Annotated in this window: 16 protein-coding genes; 8 read left to right on the forward strand and 8 right to left on the reverse strand. The window is 73.3% G+C overall.

Features of this window, described 5'->3' with window-relative positions; translation table 11 throughout:
- Nucleotides 1-84: 84 nt before the first annotated feature.
- From AC5L38_RS02210 to AC5L38_RS02230, 5 genes are all read left to right on the forward strand, one after another.
- Nucleotides 85-792 carry a response regulator transcription factor gene (locus AC5L38_RS02210; protein WP_495241032.1) on the forward strand — a complete coding sequence of 236 codons (708 nt, stop codon included), beginning with the start codon at nt 85-87 and terminating at the stop codon, nt 790-792.
- Nucleotides 789-2,189 (forward strand): sensor histidine kinase, encoded by a 1,401-nt coding sequence (locus AC5L38_RS02215; RefSeq protein WP_495241033.1) that lies wholly within the window; start codon nt 789-791, stop codon nt 2,187-2,189. The genes AC5L38_RS02210 and AC5L38_RS02215 overlap by 4 nt, the downstream gene beginning before the upstream one ends.
- 115 nt (nt 2,190-2,304) lie before the next feature.
- Nucleotides 2,305-3,501, forward strand: coding sequence for a bifunctional glycosyltransferase family 2/GtrA family protein (locus AC5L38_RS02220; RefSeq protein WP_495241034.1), 1,197 nt, complete (start codon nt 2,305-2,307; stop codon nt 3,499-3,501).
- Nucleotides 3,502-3,707: 206 nt separating this feature from the next.
- Complete coding sequence (locus tag AC5L38_RS02225; protein ID WP_495241035.1) at nt 3,708-5,957, forward strand: ArnT family glycosyltransferase; 2,250 nt, start codon at nt 3,708-3,710, stop codon at nt 5,955-5,957.
- A gap of 146 nt (nt 5,958-6,103) precedes the next feature.
- Nucleotides 6,104-6,748: a TetR/AcrR family transcriptional regulator gene (locus AC5L38_RS02230; RefSeq protein WP_495241036.1), complete on the forward strand. Its 645-nt coding sequence runs from the start codon at nt 6,104-6,106 to the stop codon at nt 6,746-6,748.
- Between the two features lie 154 nt (nt 6,749-6,902).
- Here AC5L38_RS02230 and AC5L38_RS02235 read toward each other — a convergent pair whose 3' ends face one another.
- The 4 genes from AC5L38_RS02235 to AC5L38_RS02250 form a co-directional block, all read right to left on the reverse strand.
- Entirely contained in the window at nt 6,903-7,106 is a 204-nt protein-coding gene (locus tag AC5L38_RS02235) for a hypothetical protein (protein ID WP_495241037.1), read from the reverse strand.
- Nucleotides 7,107-7,239: 133 nt separating this feature from the next.
- On the reverse strand, nt 7,240-8,091 hold the full coding sequence (locus tag AC5L38_RS02240; protein ID WP_495241038.1) for a helix-turn-helix domain-containing protein: 852 nt from the start codon (nt 8,089-8,091) through the stop codon (nt 7,240-7,242).
- Nucleotides 8,092-8,226: 135 nt separating this feature from the next.
- Complete coding sequence (locus AC5L38_RS02245) at nt 8,227-8,451, reverse strand: hypothetical protein (RefSeq protein WP_495241039.1); 225 nt, start codon at nt 8,449-8,451, stop codon at nt 8,227-8,229.
- 116 nt (nt 8,452-8,567) lie between these two features.
- Nucleotides 8,568-9,593: a phosphotransferase family protein gene (locus tag AC5L38_RS02250; RefSeq protein ID WP_495241040.1), complete on the reverse strand. Its 1,026-nt coding sequence runs from the start codon at nt 9,591-9,593 to the stop codon at nt 8,568-8,570.
- Between the two features lie 178 nt (nt 9,594-9,771).
- On the opposite strand from AC5L38_RS02250, the gene AC5L38_RS02255 reads away from it, so the two are divergent.
- Both AC5L38_RS02255 and AC5L38_RS02260 read left to right on the forward strand, forming a co-directional pair.
- Entirely contained in the window at nt 9,772-10,365 is a 594-nt protein-coding gene (locus tag AC5L38_RS02255) for an RNA polymerase sigma factor (protein ID WP_495241041.1), read from the forward strand.
- Entirely contained in the window at nt 10,358-11,356 is a 999-nt protein-coding gene (locus AC5L38_RS02260) for a CU044_5270 family protein (RefSeq protein ID WP_495241042.1), read from the forward strand. The genes AC5L38_RS02255 and AC5L38_RS02260 overlap by 8 nt, the downstream gene beginning before the upstream one ends.
- 129 nt (nt 11,357-11,485) lie before the next feature.
- On the opposite strand, the gene AC5L38_RS02265 is transcribed toward AC5L38_RS02260, so the two are convergent.
- Nucleotides 11,486-12,400 (reverse strand): TIGR03620 family F420-dependent LLM class oxidoreductase, encoded by a 915-nt coding sequence (locus AC5L38_RS02265; protein ID WP_495241043.1) that lies wholly within the window; start codon nt 12,398-12,400, stop codon nt 11,486-11,488.
- Nucleotides 12,401-12,509: 109 nt separating this feature from the next.
- On the opposite strand from AC5L38_RS02265, the gene AC5L38_RS02270 reads away from it, so the two are divergent.
- Nucleotides 12,510-13,046 (forward strand): TetR/AcrR family transcriptional regulator, encoded by a 537-nt coding sequence (locus AC5L38_RS02270; protein ID WP_495241044.1) that lies wholly within the window; start codon nt 12,510-12,512, stop codon nt 13,044-13,046.
- A 308-nt stretch (nt 13,047-13,354) separates the two neighbouring features.
- Here the strand turns inward: AC5L38_RS02270 and AC5L38_RS02275 are convergent, their stop codons facing one another.
- From AC5L38_RS02275 to AC5L38_RS02285, 3 genes are all read right to left on the reverse strand, one after another.
- A complete protein-coding gene (locus AC5L38_RS02275; RefSeq protein WP_495241045.1) occupies nt 13,355-15,157 on the reverse strand; it encodes an acyclic terpene utilization AtuA family protein in 1,803 nt (600 codons plus the stop codon).
- Nucleotides 15,158-15,265: 108 nt separating this feature from the next.
- Complete coding sequence (locus AC5L38_RS02280) at nt 15,266-16,078, reverse strand: enoyl-CoA hydratase-related protein (protein ID WP_495241046.1); 813 nt, start codon at nt 16,076-16,078, stop codon at nt 15,266-15,268.
- A 54-nt stretch (nt 16,079-16,132) separates the two neighbouring features.
- Nucleotides 16,133-18,292: an acetyl/propionyl/methylcrotonyl-CoA carboxylase subunit alpha gene (locus tag AC5L38_RS02285; RefSeq protein ID WP_495241537.1), complete on the reverse strand. Its 2,160-nt coding sequence runs from the start codon at nt 18,290-18,292 to the stop codon at nt 16,133-16,135.
- Between the last annotated feature and the right edge of the window lie 7 nt (nt 18,293-18,299).

Below are 18,299 nucleotides of genomic sequence, written 5' to 3' on the forward strand. Positions count from 1 at the left end.
GCCCGCCGGGGCGGGGCCGGGTGAGGCCGGGTGAGGCCGGAGGCGTTCATCCGGCTCTCATGATGGGCGTCTACCGTGGAGGCCATGGCTGAAGGCGAGGCGGCGCGGGTGCTGGTCGTGGACGACGAGCCCGCGCTCAGGGAGGCGCTGCAGAGCAGCCTGGAGTTCGAGGGCTACCGGGTCGGCGTGGCCTCGGACGGCCAGGCGGCGCTGGAGGCGATCGAGCGGGAGCCGTACGAGCTGGTGCTGCTCGACGTCATGATGCCCCGGCTGGACGGGCTGACCGCGTGCCGCAGGCTCAGGGCGACGGGCAACCACCTGCCGGTCCTCATGCTCACCGCCCGCGACGCCGTGGGCGACCGGGTGTCGGGGCTGGACGCGGGGGCCGACGACTACCTGGTCAAGCCGTTCGAGCTGGACGAGCTGCTGGCGCGCGTCAGGGCGCTGCTGCGGCGCGGCGCCCTGAGCGCGCCCGCGGCCGACGACGACGCGGTCCTGACCTTCGGCGACCTGCGGATGGACGTCGCCGGCCGCGAGGTCACCAGGGGCGGCGAGCCGCTGGAGCTGACCCGCACCGAGTACCTGCTGCTGGAGCTGCTCATGGTCCACCCCCGCCAGGTGCTCACCCGCGAGCAGATCCTCAGCGAGGTGTGGGGCTTCGACTTCGAGCCGTCCTCCAACTCCCTCGACGTCTATGTCATGTACCTGCGTCGCAAGACCGAGACCGGCGGGCGCCCCCGGCTGATCCACACCGTCCGGGGCGTCGGCTACGTGCTGCGGGCCTCGGCGTGAACGGTCGCCGCTCCCTGCGCTCCCGGCTCACCCTGCTGGTGGCGGCGGCCGTGGCACTGGCGATCGCGGTGTGCGCGGTGCTGTGCTGGTTCGTCGTGCGCTCCGAGCTGCTGCGGCAGGTGGAGCGCTCGCTGGACGGGCGGCCGCAGGGCGTCGAGTGGATCAGGCCCTACTGCCCGGATCTCCCGGGAGCCCCGGGAGATCCGGGAGAGATCGCCGGTCGCAGGCTGCCGCCCCGCCTCCCGCCCATCCAGCTGGTCTACGCCGACGGCGGGCGGTGCGTGGTGGGCTCCACGCCCGTCAAGGTCACCCCGGCGGACCTGGCGCTGACCCACGGCCCCCCGGGCGGGCGGGCGTTCAGGAACGGCGTGACCGACGGCGGCGAGGAGGTCCGGGTGATGACGAAGAACGTCCGTCCCGGCGTCGCGGTCATGGAGTCACGCTCCCTGGAGGAGGTCCACACCACCCTCACCACGCTCGCCTGGATCCTCGCGGGGGTCACCGCCCTCGGCGTGCTCGGCGCCGTCTCCGCGGGGCTGTTCGTCTCCCGTACGGCGCTGCGTCCCGTCGGCCGCCTGACCGAGGCCGTCGAGTACGTCGCCAGGACCGAGGACCTCGGCACCAGGATCCCGGTCGAGGGCACCGACGAGATCGCCAGGCTCGGCGTCTCCTTCAACGCGATGACCACCGCGCTGGCCGGGTCCCGCGAGCGCCAGCGGAGGCTGATCGCCGACGCGGGGCACGAGCTGCGCACCCCGCTCACCAGCCTGCGCACCAACATCGACCTGCTGCTGCGCAGCGAGAACGCCGGACGCCCCCTCGACGCCGCCCCCAAACGCAGGCTGCTGGCCAACCTCAAGTCCCAGTTCGAGGAGATGTCGACGCTCGTCGGGGACCTGCTCCAGCTCTCCCGTTCGGAGGACGAGCACGAGCCGCACGTCGAGGTCGCCTTCCACGAGGCCGTCGAGGCGGCCGTGCGCAGGGCGCGGCCGCGCGCCCCCGACACCTCCATCGAGGTGGAGCTGAGCCCCTGGTACCTGCGGGGCGACCAGGCCGCCCTGGAGCGGGCCGTGGTGAACCTGCTGGACAACGCGGTGAAGTTCTCGGCGGACGGGGCCGGCCCGGTGAGCGTGCGGCTCCGCGACGGCGAGCTGACCGTCAGGGACCACGGCCCCGGCATCCCGGAGGAGGAGCTGCCTTACGTGTTCGACCGGTTCTGGCGCTCGTCCTCGGCCCGTGGCATGCCCGGCTCGGGCCTGGGGCTGGCCATCGTGGCCAAGGCCGTGCGCGACGCCGGGGGAGAGGTGAACCTGGAGAACGCCGCCGGGGGCGGCGTCCTCGCCCGCGTCCGCCTGCCGGGTTCCCCCACCCGGTCGCCTGTCGCGCCGGGCACGTGAGCGGCCGGCCGCGTCCCTTTCTCACCCGGTGTTAACGATCGCCTCAGGATCGCTCAAGATCACACGATCACCGTGAGGGCATGAGACAACCGAGTCCCCGCCCCCGGAGGGCGGCGTGAGGCAGGCCACGGCACCGGAGCGCACCCGGCTGGTCGAGATCGTGGTCCCCGTCCACAACGAGCAGCGGGTGCTCGGCGAGAGCGTCCGCCGCCTGCACGCCTACCTCACGAGAACCTTTCCCTACGACTTCCGCATCACGATCGCCGACAACGCCAGCACCGACGCCACCTGGCGGATCGCCACCGCCCTCGGCGACGAGCTGTCCCACGTGCGCGCCCTGCGCCTGGAGGCCAAGGGCCGAGGCCGCGCGCTGCGCCGGGCGTGGTCGGCGAGCGACGCCGACGTGGTCGGCTACATGGACGTGGACCTCTCCACCGACCTGGACGCCTTCCTGCCGCTGGTGGCCCCGCTGCTGTCCGGCCACAGCGACCTGGCCATCGGCACCCGGCTGTCCAGGGGTTCCAACGTCGTCCGGGGGCCGAAGCGGGAGTTCGTCTCGCGGACGTACAACCTGCTGCTCCGATCGGCGATGGGGGCGCGGTTCTCCGACGCGCAGTGCGGTTTCAAGGCGGTCCGCACCGAGATCGCGCAGGCGCTGCTGCCCGCCGTCGAGGACGAGGGGTGGTTCTTCGACACCGAGCTGCTGCTCCTCGCCGAGCGGCACGGGCTGCGCATCCACGAGGTGCCCGTCGACTGGGTGGACGACCCCGACAGCCGCGTCGACATCGTCAGGACCGCCGTGGACGACCTCAAGGGGATGGCCAGGGTGGCACGGAGGACGTTGTCGGGGGCGGCGAGGATCCCGGTGCCGCCGCGCGTGCGGGGGGCGCGGCTGCCCGGGGGCATGGCCCGCCAGCTGCCCGGCTTCGCCGTCATCGGCGCGCTCTGCACCCTGGCGCACCTGGCCCTGTTCGTGGCCCTGCGCCTGGTGATGCCGGCCGTCGTGGCCAACGGGGTGGCCCTGCTCGTCACCGCCGTCGCCAACACCGCGGCCAACCGTCGCTTCACCTTCGGCGTCACCGGCCGTGCCGGAGCCCTCCGCCACCAGCTCGAAGGCGGCCTGGCCTTCCTCGTCGGCCTGCTGCTGAGCACCGGCGGCCTGGCCCTGCTCGACCTCGCGGCGCCCGCGGCGTCCACCGCCGCGGAGGTCGCCGCGGTCGTGGCGGCCAACGCCCTCGCCACCCTCGTACGCTTCCTGATGCTCCGCGCCTGGGTCTTCAACCCCCGTCGCGCCAAGGAGACCACCCCATGACCACCGACTCCTCGCGGGACACGGGACCGTCCACGCCCGTGCCCGGCACGCCGACCTCCCCGCCGCCGGGGACGGACGCGGCCCGCCGGCCGGCGCTCCCCGCTCCCGGCGAACCGGGACCGTCCGCGTCGTCCGCGTCGTCCGCGTCGTCTGTGCCGTCCGCGTCGTCTGTGCCGTCCGTACCGTCCGCGTCGGGTACGGCGACCGTGCCGGATCCGTCGTCCGCGCCAGGTACGGAGGCGTCGTCTTCCGGCGGGCGGCACGTCCCCGGCCGGGAGCGCGCGGAGCGGAACGGCGGGTTCGGCGGTGCCGTGCGGCGGGTGCTCCTCGGCGGCCCCGGCGACCCCCGCTGGGCGCGGCCCGGCCTGTGGGGGGTGCTGGCGCTGGCCGCGGTCCTGTACGTGTGGGCGCTCGGCCGGAACGGCCACGCCAACGACTACTACGCCGCCGCGATCCTGTCGGGCACCCAGAGCTGGAAGGCGTTCTTCTTCGGGGCCCTGGACGCCGGGTCGTTCATCACCGTGGACAAACCGCCGCTCGCGCTGTGGGTGATGGGACTGTCCGCGAGGGTCTTCGGGTTCGGCACCTGGAGCATGCTCCTGCCCCAGGCCGTCGCCGGGGTCGCCGCCGTCGCCGTGCTCCACTCGGCCGTGCGAAGGGCACTGCCCGGCACGCACGGCCACGCCGGCCACGCCGCCGCGCTGGTCGCGGCCCTGGTGATGACGCTGACCCCGATCACCGTGGCCATCAACCGGGACAACAACCCCGACACCCTCCTCGTCCTGCTGCTGGTGCTCGCGGCCTGGTTCTGCCAGGAGGCGGTACGCGCCGGTCGGATGCGCGCGCTCGTCGTCTCGGCGGTGCTCGTCGGGCTGGCGTTCAACACCAAGATGCTCCAGGCGTACCTGGTGCTTCCGGTCTTCGCCCCGCTCTACCTGGCCATGGCTCCCGGCGCCCTGCTCCGCCGCCTCGGGCACCTGCTCGCGGCGGGTGCCGCGCTGGTGGTCTCCAGCGCCTGGTGGATGGTGGTCGTGGACCTGTGGCCCGCGTCGAGCAGGCCCTACGTCGGCGGCAGCACCGACAACTCCGTATGGGACCTCGTCATCGGCTACAACGGCCTCGGCCGGGTCTTCGGCGGGAGCGGCGGGCCCGGCGGAGGTGGCGGGCCCGGTGGCCCCGGCGGTGGCGGCGGGTTCGGCGGCGAGGCGGGGGCCGGGCGCCTGTTCAACGACGTCATGGCCGGGCAGATCTCCTGGCTGCTGCCCCTCTCCGTGATCGCCCTCGTCGCGGGACTGGTCCTGGTCGCGCGCGGCCCGCTCCGCGACACCAGGATCGCCCTGACGCTGTGGGGCGGCTGGCTCGCGGTCCACTACGTGGTGTTCAGCTTCTCCAGCGGTACGTTCCACCCGTACTACACCACCGCGATGGCCCCGGCGATCGCCGCCCTGACCGGTCTCGGCGGGGTGCTCGTGTGGCGGGCCCAGCGGGAGTCCAGGGCCTGGTCGTGGGTGCTGCCCGCGGGCGTCGCGGTCACCGGGGCGTGGGCGTTCACGCTGCTCCGGCGCACCGGGGACGCCGGGGACGCCGGGGACGCCGGGGACGCTGTGGACTTCGTGCCCTGGCTGGCCTGGGCGGTGGCCGGCGCGACCGTCGTGGCGGTCGCCGGGCTGCTCCTGGCCCGCCTCGGAACGCGGCTCGGAACGCGGCTCGGAACGCGGCTCGGAACGCGGCTAGCCGCGGTCGCGCTGGCGGCCGGGCTGGTCGCCGTCCTCGCCGGACCGGCCGCGTACGCGCTCACCCCTCTCGGCTCGCCCGTCAACGGCACCAACCCCACCGCGGGCCCCGCGGGGAGCGGAGGCTTCGGAGGCACGCGGGGCGGCCTCCCCGGTTTCCCCGGTGGCGCGTTCCCCGGTGGCGCGCGAGGAGGACTCCCCGGCGACGGCGGCTCCCGGAGCGGCCTCCCGGCCGGCACCCGGAACGGCCTTCCCGACGGCGTGCCGGAGCGGGATCCGGGCGGGGACCCGGGGCAGGGTACGGCCGATGATCCGCGGCAGGGCGCGCGCGGACGCTACGGCTTCCCCGGCGGGGCGCGGGGCGGCTTCGGCGGTGCCATGGACCGGCGGATGACCGACTACCTGGAGAGGAATCGGGGCGGCGCGACCTGGCTGGTGGCGGTGAGCAGCGCGCAGGTCGCCTCCTCGGCCATCCTGTCGACCGGGCTGCCCGTCATCGCCATGGGCGGCTTCACGGGCGGCGACCCGGCCATGACCGTGGACCGGCTCAGGGAACTCGTCTCCTCGGGACGGCTCAGGTACGTGATGACCGGGGGCGGAGGCAGGGGCGGGCCCGACGGGGGCGACTCCCGGGTGACCGAGTGGGTGCGGGCCAACTGCGCCGCCGTCAAGGCGTCGGAGTACGGCGGTTCCACCGACCAGTCCCTCTACCGCTGCGGCTGAGCCCGGCGGGCGTCACCGTATCCGGTCACCGCGTGCTCCGCTCGTACGGTGACCGGATACGGCCGCTGAGACCGGGGCAAAGCTATTGACTGGCCAGCCAATCAAGAGTAGTGAGGCGGTGGCTCGCGCTGCTGTAGTCTTGCGCCGTGCACAGCGGAGGAGGGGCGCGCAGCAGCCGCGCAGACCAGGCCGACCAGCGCCGAGCGGAGCTCCTTGAAGCCGCCAGGCGAGTCGTGCTGGAGCGCGGGCTGGCCAGTACCCGCGTCGCCGACATCGCCAAGGCGACGAACGTGAGCGGTGGGCTGATCCACTACCATTTCGCCACCAAGGACGAGCTCATCACCGAGATGCTCCGCAGCACCAGCGACTCCGAGATCCAGCGGCTGAAGGAGATCGTCGCGGGCTCCGGCACCGCCGTCGAGCTTCTCGACCGCGTCCTGCGCTTCTACATCCCGGCCTCCCGCTCCGACCAGAGCTGGATCCTCTGGGTCGACGCCTGGGCCGTCGGGGTGCGCGAGGAGCACGTCCGCACCATCCTGCTGGAGCTCGAGGGCGCCTGGATCGAGATCCTCAGCCAGGTGATCTCCGACGGCGTGGCCTCGGGCGAGTTCACCTGCGACGACCCCCTGGGCTCGGCCGAGCGGATCGACGGCATGCTCGACGGCCTCGTGGTCCGCTACACCCTGCACACCGGCAACATGTCGCGGAGCCGGATGCTCCACCACGCCCGGGTCGCCGCCGCCCGGGAGGTCGGCCTCGACCTCTCCGACTTCCCCGACGCGCCGGCCTAGCCCGCCCGGGGCCCGCGGCGAAGCCGGCCGGGTGCGCCGGACGAACTCCCTCTTGAGATTGGCCTCGCGCGGTCCTCCGGATTTTACCGCGTCCCACGCCGAACACCGCGCGAGAAGACGGGCCGATCGTGTCAGGATGTACGCGTGCGCGGGCTCAGACCCGGGGGGTGGGCAGGGCGGCCAGGAGGTAGGCCAGCCGGGCCGCGGCGTCGTCGATGTTCTCGCTGGTGCCGAGCCGGTAGCCCCACGAGGTGATGAAGCCGCCGTCCTGGGAGCAGGTCACGGTCTCGGCCAGCGTGCTGCTGAAGCGGTTGCGCACGTAGACGTAGGCGGGATCACCGAACGAGATCCGCTGCACGGAAAGGTCGGCGTGCAGCCGTATCGCGGCAACGAGTCTCTCAAGACAAGACAGCGTGTCCAGCATCGTGCGTCACCTCCGTCTCGACAGAGAATTGCACGATCTTGGGATGCTAATCAAGCAATTGCGGTGTTTACTCCTCTGATTGTCCTGAGAAATCGCTGAGTACTCGGACGATCACCGATCTGGCGTCCTCCCGGAAGGCCGCGACCTCGCAGAACTCCTCGAAGGTGCGCGCGTAGAAGGCGACGTCGTCCGGGTCGCGCAGCAGCAGGTCCCTCGTCCTGGTCGGCACCGCCACGTGGTCCTCGTCGTACATCCAGAAGCCGTTGAGCAGCGCCGAGGGCAGGGACGCCTCGAAGGGGATCACGCCGAACTCCACGTTCGGCAGCGCCGTCACCGCCAGCAACCGGTCGAGCTGCCCGCGCATCACGTCGAGCGGGGCGAGCCGGTGGCGCAGCGCCGCCTCCGGCATGACGAACCTGAACCGCTTGCTCTGGTCGTAGAGGATGTCCTGGCGCTGCATGCGCACCCGGATGGCCGCGTCGATCTCGTCGGGCGCCCGGTAGAGGCGCTTGATCCGGGTGAAGATGCTCCGGGCGTACTCGGTGGTCTGCAGCAGCCCGATGACCACGCCGGGCTCGAACACCCGCAGCTGGGTGGTCCGCGCCTCCATGTCGCGGATGTCCTCCTGGAGGGCGGCCAGCCCGCTGCGGTGCCGCTGCCGCCAGGAGTCCTGGCGGTCCAGGAGGCCCGTGGCCTGCTCCACCAGCTCCCCGGTGATCTCGGGGGAGGCGTCCACGGCCCGCGCCCACTGGGTGACGTCGTCCTCGGTGGCGGTCTGGCGGGCGTTCTCGATCCGGGAGACCTTGGAGGCCTGCCACCTCAGCCGCTCGGCCAGGTCCTTGCCCGACAGGTGGGCGGTCTCGCGCAGGTGCCTCAGCCGGGCGCCGAGGTCGGTTCTCGCCTGCTGGAACCCGGTCACACGCTCTCCTCGGCCGTTCGCGCGAGCCGGGGACGGCGGCCACCGGGCGCCTGTGCTCCCCGCGTGCTCACGTCACCTCCCGCATGGTGCGCACGACGCTAGACCCGGGCGTGTGGATCAAGCTATAGAGCACTCCTAATCGTGACCAATATTTACAGAAAGTACTCGGCGGGCGATGTCGGCGAGAAGTTCACGCGGCACCTCGACGGCGGTCTCGCCGTCCAGGACGTGGCGCAGGTCGGCCAGCGCCTGCGCGTCGGTCACCCGGAGGCCCTGCACCACGATGGTGCCGCGGTCGGTCTCGTAGAGGGAGGGACAGGCCCCCGCCTCGGAGGTGGAGCCAAGAAACCGGAGACGCATGACTGAATCCTTCCCCGAACCACATTCTGCAGCAATTGCGAGCAATCCTGGAATGCGGAAGGTTGCGTGAAGGTTTCATCACCGGCTGACGCATATTCCTGCTATTTCATCGCATGTCACATGAACGTCTGGGCGCGGGCGAACAGGTTCAGGGTGGTGGCGTGGAGCAGGTCCCCGATCTCCTTGGGAGCCTTGCCCGCGCAGGCGCGGGCGTGCGTGCCCTCCAGGACGATGCCGAGCTTGAAGCAGGCCATCGCCGCGTACCAGTCGACGGCCGACAGGTCCCGGTCGGACAGGGCCGCGTAGCAGTCGACGAGCTCGGCGGCCGTGGCCAGCCCGGTGATCCCGCCGGAGATCACCCCCACGCCGTCGGGGGTCGGCCAGGTCGCCAGCAGCCACCCCAGGTCCAGCAGCGGGTCGCCCACCGTGCACATCTCCCAGTCGACGATCGCGGCCACCCTGGGCCCGTCGCAGGCGAACATGAGGTTGGCCAGGTGGTAGTCGCCGTGCATGATCCCCGGGGTGAACTCCTTCGGCCGGTTGCGCTCCAGCCAGCCCGCGGTCTCCTCCAGTCCCGGGATGTCGGGCCCGGGATATCCCTCCAGGGCCGCGTAGCCGTCCAGCTCGCCCATCCAGCGGGGCACCTGCCGCTCCAGGAACCCCTCGGGGCGGCCGAACCCGTCGAGCGCGCCGTGGTCCACCCGCCCGAGGTCGGCCAGCGCCGAGGCCGTCTCCAGTCCCATCCGGTGCCGGATCGCCGGGTCGCTCGCGTGCGGCTCGGGCAGCTCGACGGTGGCGTTGAACCCCCGTACCGGCTCCATCAGGTAGAAGACCGCGCCCATGACGCTCTCGTCGGTGCAGGCCGCGACCAGCCGCGGCGCCGCCACCGGCGTGTCGCGCAGCACCGCGAGCACCCTCGCCTCCCGGCGGAGCACCTCGTTGCTCCGGGCGCGCGGGTGCAGCGGCGGCCTGCGCAGCACGTACGACGCCCCGCCCCGCTCGAAGCGCACCATGACGTTCTGCGTCCCGCCCGTCACCGGCGCGATCCGCTCGAACGGCCCCTCGGGCAGCCCCCGCGCGTCCATCCACGCACCGAGCACGCCGAAGTCGATCGCGGTGACGTCGATGTGCGTGGACGTCATGCGCCCTCCTTGACCGAATTATGTTCTGGGTGGGGTGAATCTATGATTCCCGTCCGCGACGGTCAATAGCACCCCGCCCCGCGCGCCGCTTCGGCGGAGGCGGCGCCCGCGCCGCGAGAACTCTTTTCCGGACATCGGGTGAAAGGAAGAGACCGGACCGAGGAAACGGAGCTCCAGCTTGATCGCGGACACAGACATGGACGACGCGGAGGTGATCGAGCGTGCCCGGCGCGACCCCGCCGCCTTCTCCGCGCTGTTCGACCGGCACGCCTCCGTCCTGCACCGGTACGTGACGCGGCGCCTGGGCGACTCGCTGGCCGACGACGTCGTGGCCGACACGTTCCTGGCCGCCTTCCGGCGGCTCGGGCGCTACGACACCGCCCACCGCGACGCCCGCCCCTGGCTGTACGGCATCGCCGCCAACCTCATCGGCAAGCATCGCCGCGCCGAGGTCAGGGCCTACCTGGCCCTGGCCAGGACCGGCGTGGACGAGGTGGCGGAGAGCTACGCCGACCGGGTGGAGGCCCGGGTGTCGGCCTCGGCGGCGCACCGCGAGCTGGCGGGGGCGCTCGCGGTGCTGTCGCCGAAGGACCGCGAGGTGCTGTTGATGATCGCCTGGGCGGACCTCAGCTACGAGGAGGTGGCGAGGGCGCTGGGCATCCCTGTCGGCACGGTGCGCTCGCGCCTGCACCGCGCCAGGAGGAAGACCCGTGAGGCCCTGGGCGGGGTCGACCCGTCCGCCGTGGAGGAGGAGGAGTCCGGCCGTGGATGACCTGAAGACACTGAGCGGCCTTCGCGCGGACGCGCCCGAGCCCGGCGCCGACCGGCTGCGCTCCCTGCGCGCGCGTTCCACGAGGCGCCCGCGCCGGTTCCGGCTCGGGCTCGTGCCCTCGCTGGCGGCGGTGGCCACGGCCGCCGCCGTGGCGGTCGTGGCCGTGAACGGCACCGAGTGGACGGGCGGGCGGTCCGCCACGCCGATGTCACCTCTGCCGGTGGAGGCGACACACGTCGAGGCGGAGATCGTGCTGGAACGGGCGGCACTGATGGCCGAGAGGCGCGAGCGGGCCACCGAGCCGCGCCCCGACCAGTGGATGTACCGGAAGGTCGTCGTCAGGCAGTCCGGCGACACCGCGAACGACGTCCAGGAGTACTGGACGCGCTACGACGGCACCCGGCAGGCGTTCCGCCAGAACGGGGAGGAGATGGACATGCGAACCCTCGAACCTGATCCGGCCGACGACGACCTGACCCCGCGGCAGTACGCGGCCAAGCTGGCGGACCTGCCCGCCGACCCGGACAGGCTGCTGGACCACGTCAGGGGGGACCGGCACTGGGCGACGAAGCCGGAGGGCGAGCCGGGGGTCGAGCACCCGGACGCGCGGGCGTTCCGCGTGCTGTCGGTCTATCTCGGCCAGGAGGTGCCCATGCCCGCCAAGGTCGAGGCGGCGATCTTCCGGGCCCTCGCCAGGATCGAGGGTGTCCGGACGGACGCCGGCGTGCGCGACGCGCTGGGCAGGCCGGGCATCGGCCTCGCCTACGAGGCGGACGTTCCCGGCGACGGCATCCAGCGTGACGCGAACGGCCGGCTCATCACACGGTCGTACGTCATCCTCGACCCCGCGACCTACCGCTATCTCGGCGGCCGCACGGACTATCTGCAGGACGAGGTGCTGGGAGGCGAGCTGATCTTCCCGAAGGGAGGCTTCCACGCGACCGCCGAGGTCGCGGCCGGGATCGTGGACGAGCCCGGGCAGATCCCCTGAGCGGTCCCTCGCCGTGTCGTCCGTGCGCCCGCGGTGCCGTCGGCCGCGTGAGGACGCGACCGACGGGCCGCGACCGACGGGCCGCGGTCAACCGGTCGCGGTCAAGCGGTCGCGGCCAACCGGTCGCCGTCAAGCGGCCGTGGCCAGGGCGGACAGCTCGCGCCACTCCCGCATGGGGAGCGCCGCGGGGGTGGCGGTGAGGACCTGCAGGCACACGTGGTCCGCGCCCGCGTCCAGGTGGGCCCGGACGCGCTCGGCGACGACGTCGGCGTCCCCGTAGGCGACGATCGCGTCGACCAGGCGGTCGCTCCCGCCGTCCGCCAGGTCGTCGTCGCCGAAGCCCAGCCTGCGCAGGTTCGCGATCTGGTGGGCGGCCATGCCGATGTAGGGGCCCAGGTGTCCCCTGGCGACCTCGCGGGCCCTGGTGAGGTCGGTGTCCAGCACGACGGCCTGCTCGACCGCGAGGAAGGCGCCGGGCCCCATGGTCTCCCTCGCCCGGTGGGTGTGCTCCACCGGGACGAAGTAGGGGTGCGCGCCGAGGGTCCGCTCGGCGGCCAGGGCCAGCATCCGCGGCCCGAGCGCGGCGAGGACGCGCCGCGGGGGCGTCGCCGGCGCGGGGGAGCCCAGCGGGATGGCGTCCATCGCGTCGAGGTAGGCGCCCATCGTGCGCACGGCCCTGCCGCGGCTGGGGATGCTGTAGCCGTTCATCTGAACGGGGGTGTCGGACACCCGGTGCCCGCCGAGGCCGAGGAGGTAGCGGCCGGGGTACGCCTCGTTGAGCGCGCGTTCGGCCGCCGCCATGGTGATGGGGTCGCGCAGGGCGATGTTGGCGATGCCCGCCCCCACGACCAGCCGCCGGGTGGCGGAGAGCAGCAGCCAGGCCTGGCTCACGCTGTCGCGGCCGAACGCCTCGCCGAACCACAGGGCGCCGTAGCCGAGCTCCTCGATCTCCGCCGCGGCCTCGCGGACCCGCTGCGCGGGCTGGTCGTCGAAGGCGAAGGTCCAGATCCCGACGCGTCCGAGGTCGGCGGTGTCGTCGTTCATGCGGGGAACCTCTCTCCGGAAATCATCCGGAGAGGGTCTCCGGATAATATGACCGTATGATACGGAGAAGTTCTCCGTTTGCAAACCGTGCGGAACCTGGGAGGTATCGATGCGGGTCGACGCGCGTCGCAACCGTGAACACCTGCTGACGACCGCCAGAACCGTGATCGCCGAACAGGGGCCCGAGGCGTCCCTCAACGAGATCGCGCGCCGGGCCGGGGTGGGGCCGGGGACGCTCTACCGCCACTTCCCCACGCGGCAGGCCCTCCTGGCGGCCGTGTTCCAGGACCGGGTCGAGACGCTGTGCGCGAAGGCGGAGGACCTGCTCACCCACACCTCACCCGACGAGGCGCTGGCCCTGTGGTCGCGGGACGTGCTCGCCCACGCCCTCGCCGACGGCGGGCTGTCCGCCTCGATGACGCTCGGCGGGGCCGAGCCCGGCTTCGACTGCCACGCGGCGATGCGCGCGGCGGCGGCGGGTCTCCTGTCGCGGGCTCAGCGAGAGGGCCGGACGCGTCCGGACGTCGACGTCGAGGACTTCTTCCAGCTCGTCACCGGCGTCGCGCTGGCCGCGAGCGAACTGCCCGGCGGGCTCGACCGGGCCGGCCACCTGCTCTCGGTGACCCTGGCGGGTCTACGCGGATGAGAGCGCCTCCCCTCGCCCGTACGGAGAGAGGAGACCGCCTCTTCTCACGCGTACATGAAGGAGCGCTGGGTTTTCCCCACCCGAAGGGGGACGAAGTGCCGTCTCCCCGTGAGACCGAGGATCGTCGAGACCGAGGCTCGTCGAGACCGAGGATCGGCGCGGGCGTCGTCATGCCGACGGCCCGTCGTGTGAGCGGTCCGTCGTGCGAGCAGGGCGTCGCATGAGCGGTCCATTGTGTGAGCAGGCCGTTGTGTGAGCAGGCCGTTGTGGAGCGGGTCGTCGTGTGAGCGGGTCTTCGTGCGAGCGGGTCAGAGGAGGTGCCGCGGGATGTCGGCGAGCCCGGCGCGGAGTTCCTCCCCGAGAGCCTTGGCCTGGGCGTCGAGACGAGGACTCGCGGCCACGCCCCGGCCGAGGAGGCCGTGCACGACGAAGTTGAGGGCGAGCAGGTTGGGCAGCTCGAAGCGTTCGACCTTCAGGTCCGCGGTGAACGGCAGGAGCTCCGCCAGGCGTTCGACCGTCAGGTAGCCCTCCAGCCACCGGAACCGCTCCGCCGTGCCGACCCAGACCCCCAGGTTGGCGTTGCCGCCCTTGTCCCCCGAACGGGCGCCCACGATCGTGCCCAGCGCGACCCGCGCGGTCTCACCGTCGCCGAGGTCGTCGTGCGGGGCACGCCCGGCCCCACCCCCGGCCTCACCCCCGGGGGTTTCGCCCCCGCCGTCGCTCGTGTCCGGCGCGGCCGTCACCTCCGGGAAGCCGGACGCGCCGGATACGTCGCCCGCGTCGGGTACATCGGGTGTGTCGGGGAGCTCGTGACCGTCGAGCCAGACGCGGGCCCGTACCGTCCCCGCCGGGACGAGCGTGGGCCAGTAGACCCCGTACGGCGAGGCGTCACCGGGAGGGGTGAGGCCGTAGAAGCCCGGATAGCTCGCCAGGCCGGTCTCGACCACGGCCGAGGAGAAGGCACGTCCCGCCTTCCGCCGGTCGGCGTCCATCACGGTCACGCGCAGCAGGGCGGTCCCGCCGAGCGGTGCGTGCGGGGTGGTCCCGACACGTGGTGAGAGCGGGGTGAGCTCCACGTGGACCTCGTCGAACGACTCCCTCGGCACCCGGGACCAGATGGCCTCCTCGGCGAGCCGGGCCTTGGCCTCGATGTCCAGGCCGGTCAGGACGAGCGTCATCGTGTTGCGGTGGCCCGCCAGGTAGTTGACGGCGACCTTGAGCGTGTCCGGAGGCGCCTCGCCGCGCACCCCCGAGACGCGGACCCGGTCGGGGCCCTCCTGCTGCAGCCGGATCGTGTCGAAGCGCGCGACCACGTCGGGCCCGAGGTAGCGGGGCGACCCGATCTCGTACAGCAGCTGCGCGGTGACCGTGCCCACCGAGACCAGCCCCCCGGTCCCCGGGTGCTTGGTGACGACGCTGGAGCCGTCGGCCTCCAGCTCCACCAGCGGGAACCCGCAGCGCGCCAGGTCGGGCACCTGGCCGAAGAACGCGTAGTTGCCGCCGGTCGCCTGGCAGCCGCACTCGATGACGTGCCCGGCGACCACCGAGCCGGCCAGCGCGTCGAGGTCGCCCGGCCCCCATCCGTACCGCCAGATCCCCGGCCCCGTGACCAGGGCGGCGTCCGTGACGCGGCCGGTCACCACCACGTCCGCCCCGGCCGACAGGGCGGCGGCGATCGGGCGGCCCCCCAGGTAGGCGTTGGCGGTCAGGGCGGGGGAGGGCAGCGGCTCACCGGTGTCGGCGTTGAGGGCGCCGCCCAGGTCGCGGCCGGTCAGGTCGTCGCCGGTGACGTGGGCGACCCTCACCGGCAGCCCGAGGCGCCCGGCCAGCTCGCGCACGGCCTCGGCGCACCCGGCCGGGTCCAGCCCGCCCGCGTTGGAGACGATCCTGACGCCCCGCTCCAGGCACGTCCCGAGGACCTCCTCCAGCTGCTTCAGGAAGGTCGTCGCGTAGCCGGGGCGGCCCTTCAGCCGGTTCCCGGCCAGGATCAGCATGGTCAGCTCGGCGAGCCAGTCGCCGGTGAGCACGTCGATCGGGCCGCCCTCCACCATCTCCCTGGCGGCGGACAGCCGGTCACCGTAGAAGCCGGAGCAGTTGGCGACGCGCAGCATCAGCCCTCCTCGGTCCGGGACGCGCCTTCGCGCGCCTCCGATTCTTCCGGTTCGCCGTACGGCATCAGCTCTCCCCGATCCGAGACGCCTCCGGTTCGGCGTACGGCATCAGCTCGCCCCCGGCGCGGGGATCCACGACGCGGGCCGCTTCTCCATGAAGGCGGCGATGCCCTCCTGCCCCTCGGCGGAGGTGAAGCGCCGCGCGGACAGCTCGGCCATCTGGCGCATGCCCTCCTCGACGCTCAGGCCGGGCACGGTCCGCACCAGCTGCTTGGTGAGGGCGAGCGCCTCGGGACCGCCGCGCAGCAGCATGCCGGTGTAGTGGGCGACCGTCGCGTCCAGCTCCTCCTCGGGCACGGCGCGGGTGAGCAGACCGATCTCCGTGGCGCGGGCGGCGTCGAACGTCTCCCCGGTGAGCAGGTACTCGGCGGCGGCGCGCGGGCCGAGCCGCCGCAGCACGGTGACCGAGATCATCGCGGGCACCACGCCGAGCCGCACCTCGCTGAACGCGAACGACGCCGAGTCCGGGGCGATCGCGAAGTCGCAGGCCGCCACCAGGCCGAGCCCCCCGGCCCGCGCCGTACCGTTCAGCCTGCAGACGACCGGCTTGGGGCTCTCCCAGATCAGGCTCATGATCTCCGGGAACGACGCGGTCACCGGCGCCTCGTGCGCGCCGCCCGGCGCGACCCGCTGCTCCTTCAGGTCGGCGCCCGCGCAGAACACGGGCCCGGTCCCGGTGAGCACGATCACCCGTACGCTCTCCTCGGCCAGCGCCCAGTTGAGCCGGTCCTCCAGGTCGCCCAGCAGCCGCACCGACAGCGCGTTGCGGTTGCGGGGGGAGTCGAGGGTGATCGTCGCCACCCCGCCGGACACCTCCTTGCGCACCAGGCGTTCCACCGGCCAGCCCCCGTCGGTCTTCATCTCGGTCCTTCCGTCCTCAAGACCCCTCCCGGCCCCTGGGAGCCCGGGGGAAGGTCACGTCCGCTCCTCGATCACGGCCAGTACGGCCCCCGCCTCGACCTGGCGGCCCGGCGTCACGTTCACCGCCGCCACCGTGCCCGGCGCGGGCGCGGCGATCCGGTGCTCCATCTTCATGGCCTCGAGCACCACGACCACCTGCCCCGCCCCGACGGCCTCGCCGGCCTTGACGTCGACCCGCAGAACCGTACCGGGCATGGGCGCCACCAGGGAGCCGGGCAGCACGTGTTCCACCGGCTCCGGCAGGCGGGCCAGCGGGGTGAGCCGCACGGAACCGAGGGGGGAGTCCACGTGCGTCACGCCGTCGTAGCGGGCGACCGCGAACCGGTGCCGCACGCCCGAGGTCTCCAGCACCACGAGCGAGGGCGTCGCACCGACCAGGACCGTATCGGGAAACCCCTCCGCCCGCAGGCCGTCCCTGGTGATCCGGTAGGAGATCTCGGCCTCCGCGAAGGCGGCGCGCTGCGGCTGCGACACCACGTTGCGCCACCCGCTGGGCAGCCCCGCCTGCACGGTCGCCGCCGCCCGGTTGGCCGCCGCCCCCGCGAGCGCGGCGGCGAGGGCGGACAGGCGCACGAGCTCCGGCCGTCGTCCCGAGTGGCCGGTGTCCTCCTGCTCGGTGCTCTCCTGTCCGGTGCTCTCCTGTCCGGTGCCTTCCCGGTCGGTGCCTTCCCGGCCGGTCGCCGGGGGCCCGGCGAGCTCCTGTCCCTCCGGGGAGCCGGTGTGGGCGTCCCGTCCGGCCCCGGTGAGCCGGTGCTCCTCCAGGAAGCCGGTGTGGGTGTCCCCGGCCAGGAACGCCGGGTGGCGCAGGACCTCGACCAGCAGGTCCCGGTTGGTGACGAGGCCGTGGATCCTCGCCCCCGCCAGCGCGGCGGCCAGCCTCCGCACGGCGTCGGGGCGGCTCGCGCCGTAGGAGACGACCTTGGCGAGCATCGGGTCGTAGTGGACGCCGATCTCCGAGCCGTCCTCGACGCCGGAGTCCAGCCGCAGGCCGTACCGCCCGCCGGGCAGGGGCGCGAAACGGGAGTCCACGCCGGGAACCTCGAAGCGGTGCAGGACGCCGCTCTGCGGAAGCCAGTCGCGGGCCGGGTCCTCGGCGTAGAGGCGCACCTCGACGGCGTGCCCGGACGGCTCGGGCGGCGACGCGGGGAGCCGGGCGCCCTCGGCGATCCGCAGCTGCCACTCGACGAGGTCGACGTCGTGAACGCACTCGGTCACCGGGTGCTCCACCTGCAGCCGGGTGTTCATCTCCAGGAAGGCGACCGTCTCGCCCTCGACGAGGAACTCGACCGTCCCGGCGCCGACGTACCCGATGGCCCGCGCGGCGGTGACCGCCGCGTCGAGGAGGCGCGCGCGCATCGCGGGGGAGATCGCCGGGGACGGGGTCTCCTCGACCACCTTCTGGTGCCGCCGCTGGATCGAGCACTCCCGCTCGCCCAGCGCCCACACCGTCCCGTGCCCGTCGGCGAGGATCTGCACCTCGATGTGCCGGGCGCCCTCCAGCAGGAGCTCGACGAACACCGTGCCGTCCCCGAACGCCGAGGCGGCCTCCCGGCGCGCCGACTCGACCGCCTCGGGCAGGTCGTCGGTGACCCGCACGACGCGCATCCCGCGCCCGCCGCCCCCGGCCGACGCCTTCACCAGCAGGGGTACGGCCCATCCGGAGGCGCCCCCGCTCGTCCGGGTGAACACGGTGCCGAGGTCGCCTTCCAGGTCGTCCATCGAGTAGCCGGGCCCCGCGACGAAGCCCGGCAGCACCGGGACCCCGGCCCCGGCCATCAGCGCCTTCGCCTCGACCTTGGAGCCCATCGCGGCGACGGCCCCGGCCGGAGGGCCGACCCAGGTCAGCCCGGCCTCGGACACGGCCCGCGCGAAGGCGGCGTTCTCCGACAGGAAGCCGTACCCGGGATGGACCGCGTCGGCCCCCGACACCCGGGCCGCCTCGACGATCTTCTCCACCGACAGGTAGGTGTCGGCGGGCCGCACCCCGCGCAGCCGTACGGCGTGGTCGGCCTCGGCCACGTGCGGCGCGTCCGCGTCGGCGTCGGAGAAGACCGCGACGGTCTCGATGCCGAGGTCGCGGCAGGTACGGAAGACGCGGCGGGCGATCTCACCCCGGTTGGCGACGAGCAGGCGGCGGATCGGTGAAAGGGACATGGTCACG

This window comes from Streptosporangium nanhuense (assembly GCF_059358815.1).

Bases quoted from the DNA above. Each gene is read 5' to 3' on its own strand.
- AC5L38_RS02210 (WP_495241032.1), top strand. From the start codon at position 85: ATGGCTGAAGGCGAGGCGGCGCGGGTGCTGGTCGTGGACGACGAGCCC.
- AC5L38_RS02245 (WP_495241039.1), bottom strand. From the start codon at position 8,451: ATGCGTCTCCGGTTTCTTGGCTCCACCTCCGAGGCGGGGGCCTGTCCC.
- AC5L38_RS02250 (WP_495241040.1), bottom strand. From the start codon at position 9,593: ATGACGTCCACGCACATCGACGTCACCGCGATCGACTTCGGCGTGCTC.
- AC5L38_RS02265 (WP_495241043.1), bottom strand. From the start codon at position 12,400: ATGAACGACGACACCGCCGACCTCGGACGCGTCGGGATCTGGACCTTC.
- AC5L38_RS02270 (WP_495241044.1), top strand. From the start codon at position 12,510: ATGCGGGTCGACGCGCGTCGCAACCGTGAACACCTGCTGACGACCGCC.
- AC5L38_RS02275 (WP_495241045.1), bottom strand. From the start codon at position 15,157: ATGCTGCGCGTCGCCAACTGCTCCGGCTTCTACGGTGACCGGCTGTCC.
- AC5L38_RS02280 (WP_495241046.1), bottom strand. From the start codon at position 16,078: ATGAAGACCGACGGGGGCTGGCCGGTGGAACGCCTGGTGCGCAAGGAG.
- AC5L38_RS02285 (WP_495241537.1), bottom strand. From the start codon at position 18,292: ATGTCCCTTTCACCGATCCGCCGCCTGCTCGTCGCCAACCGGGGTGAG.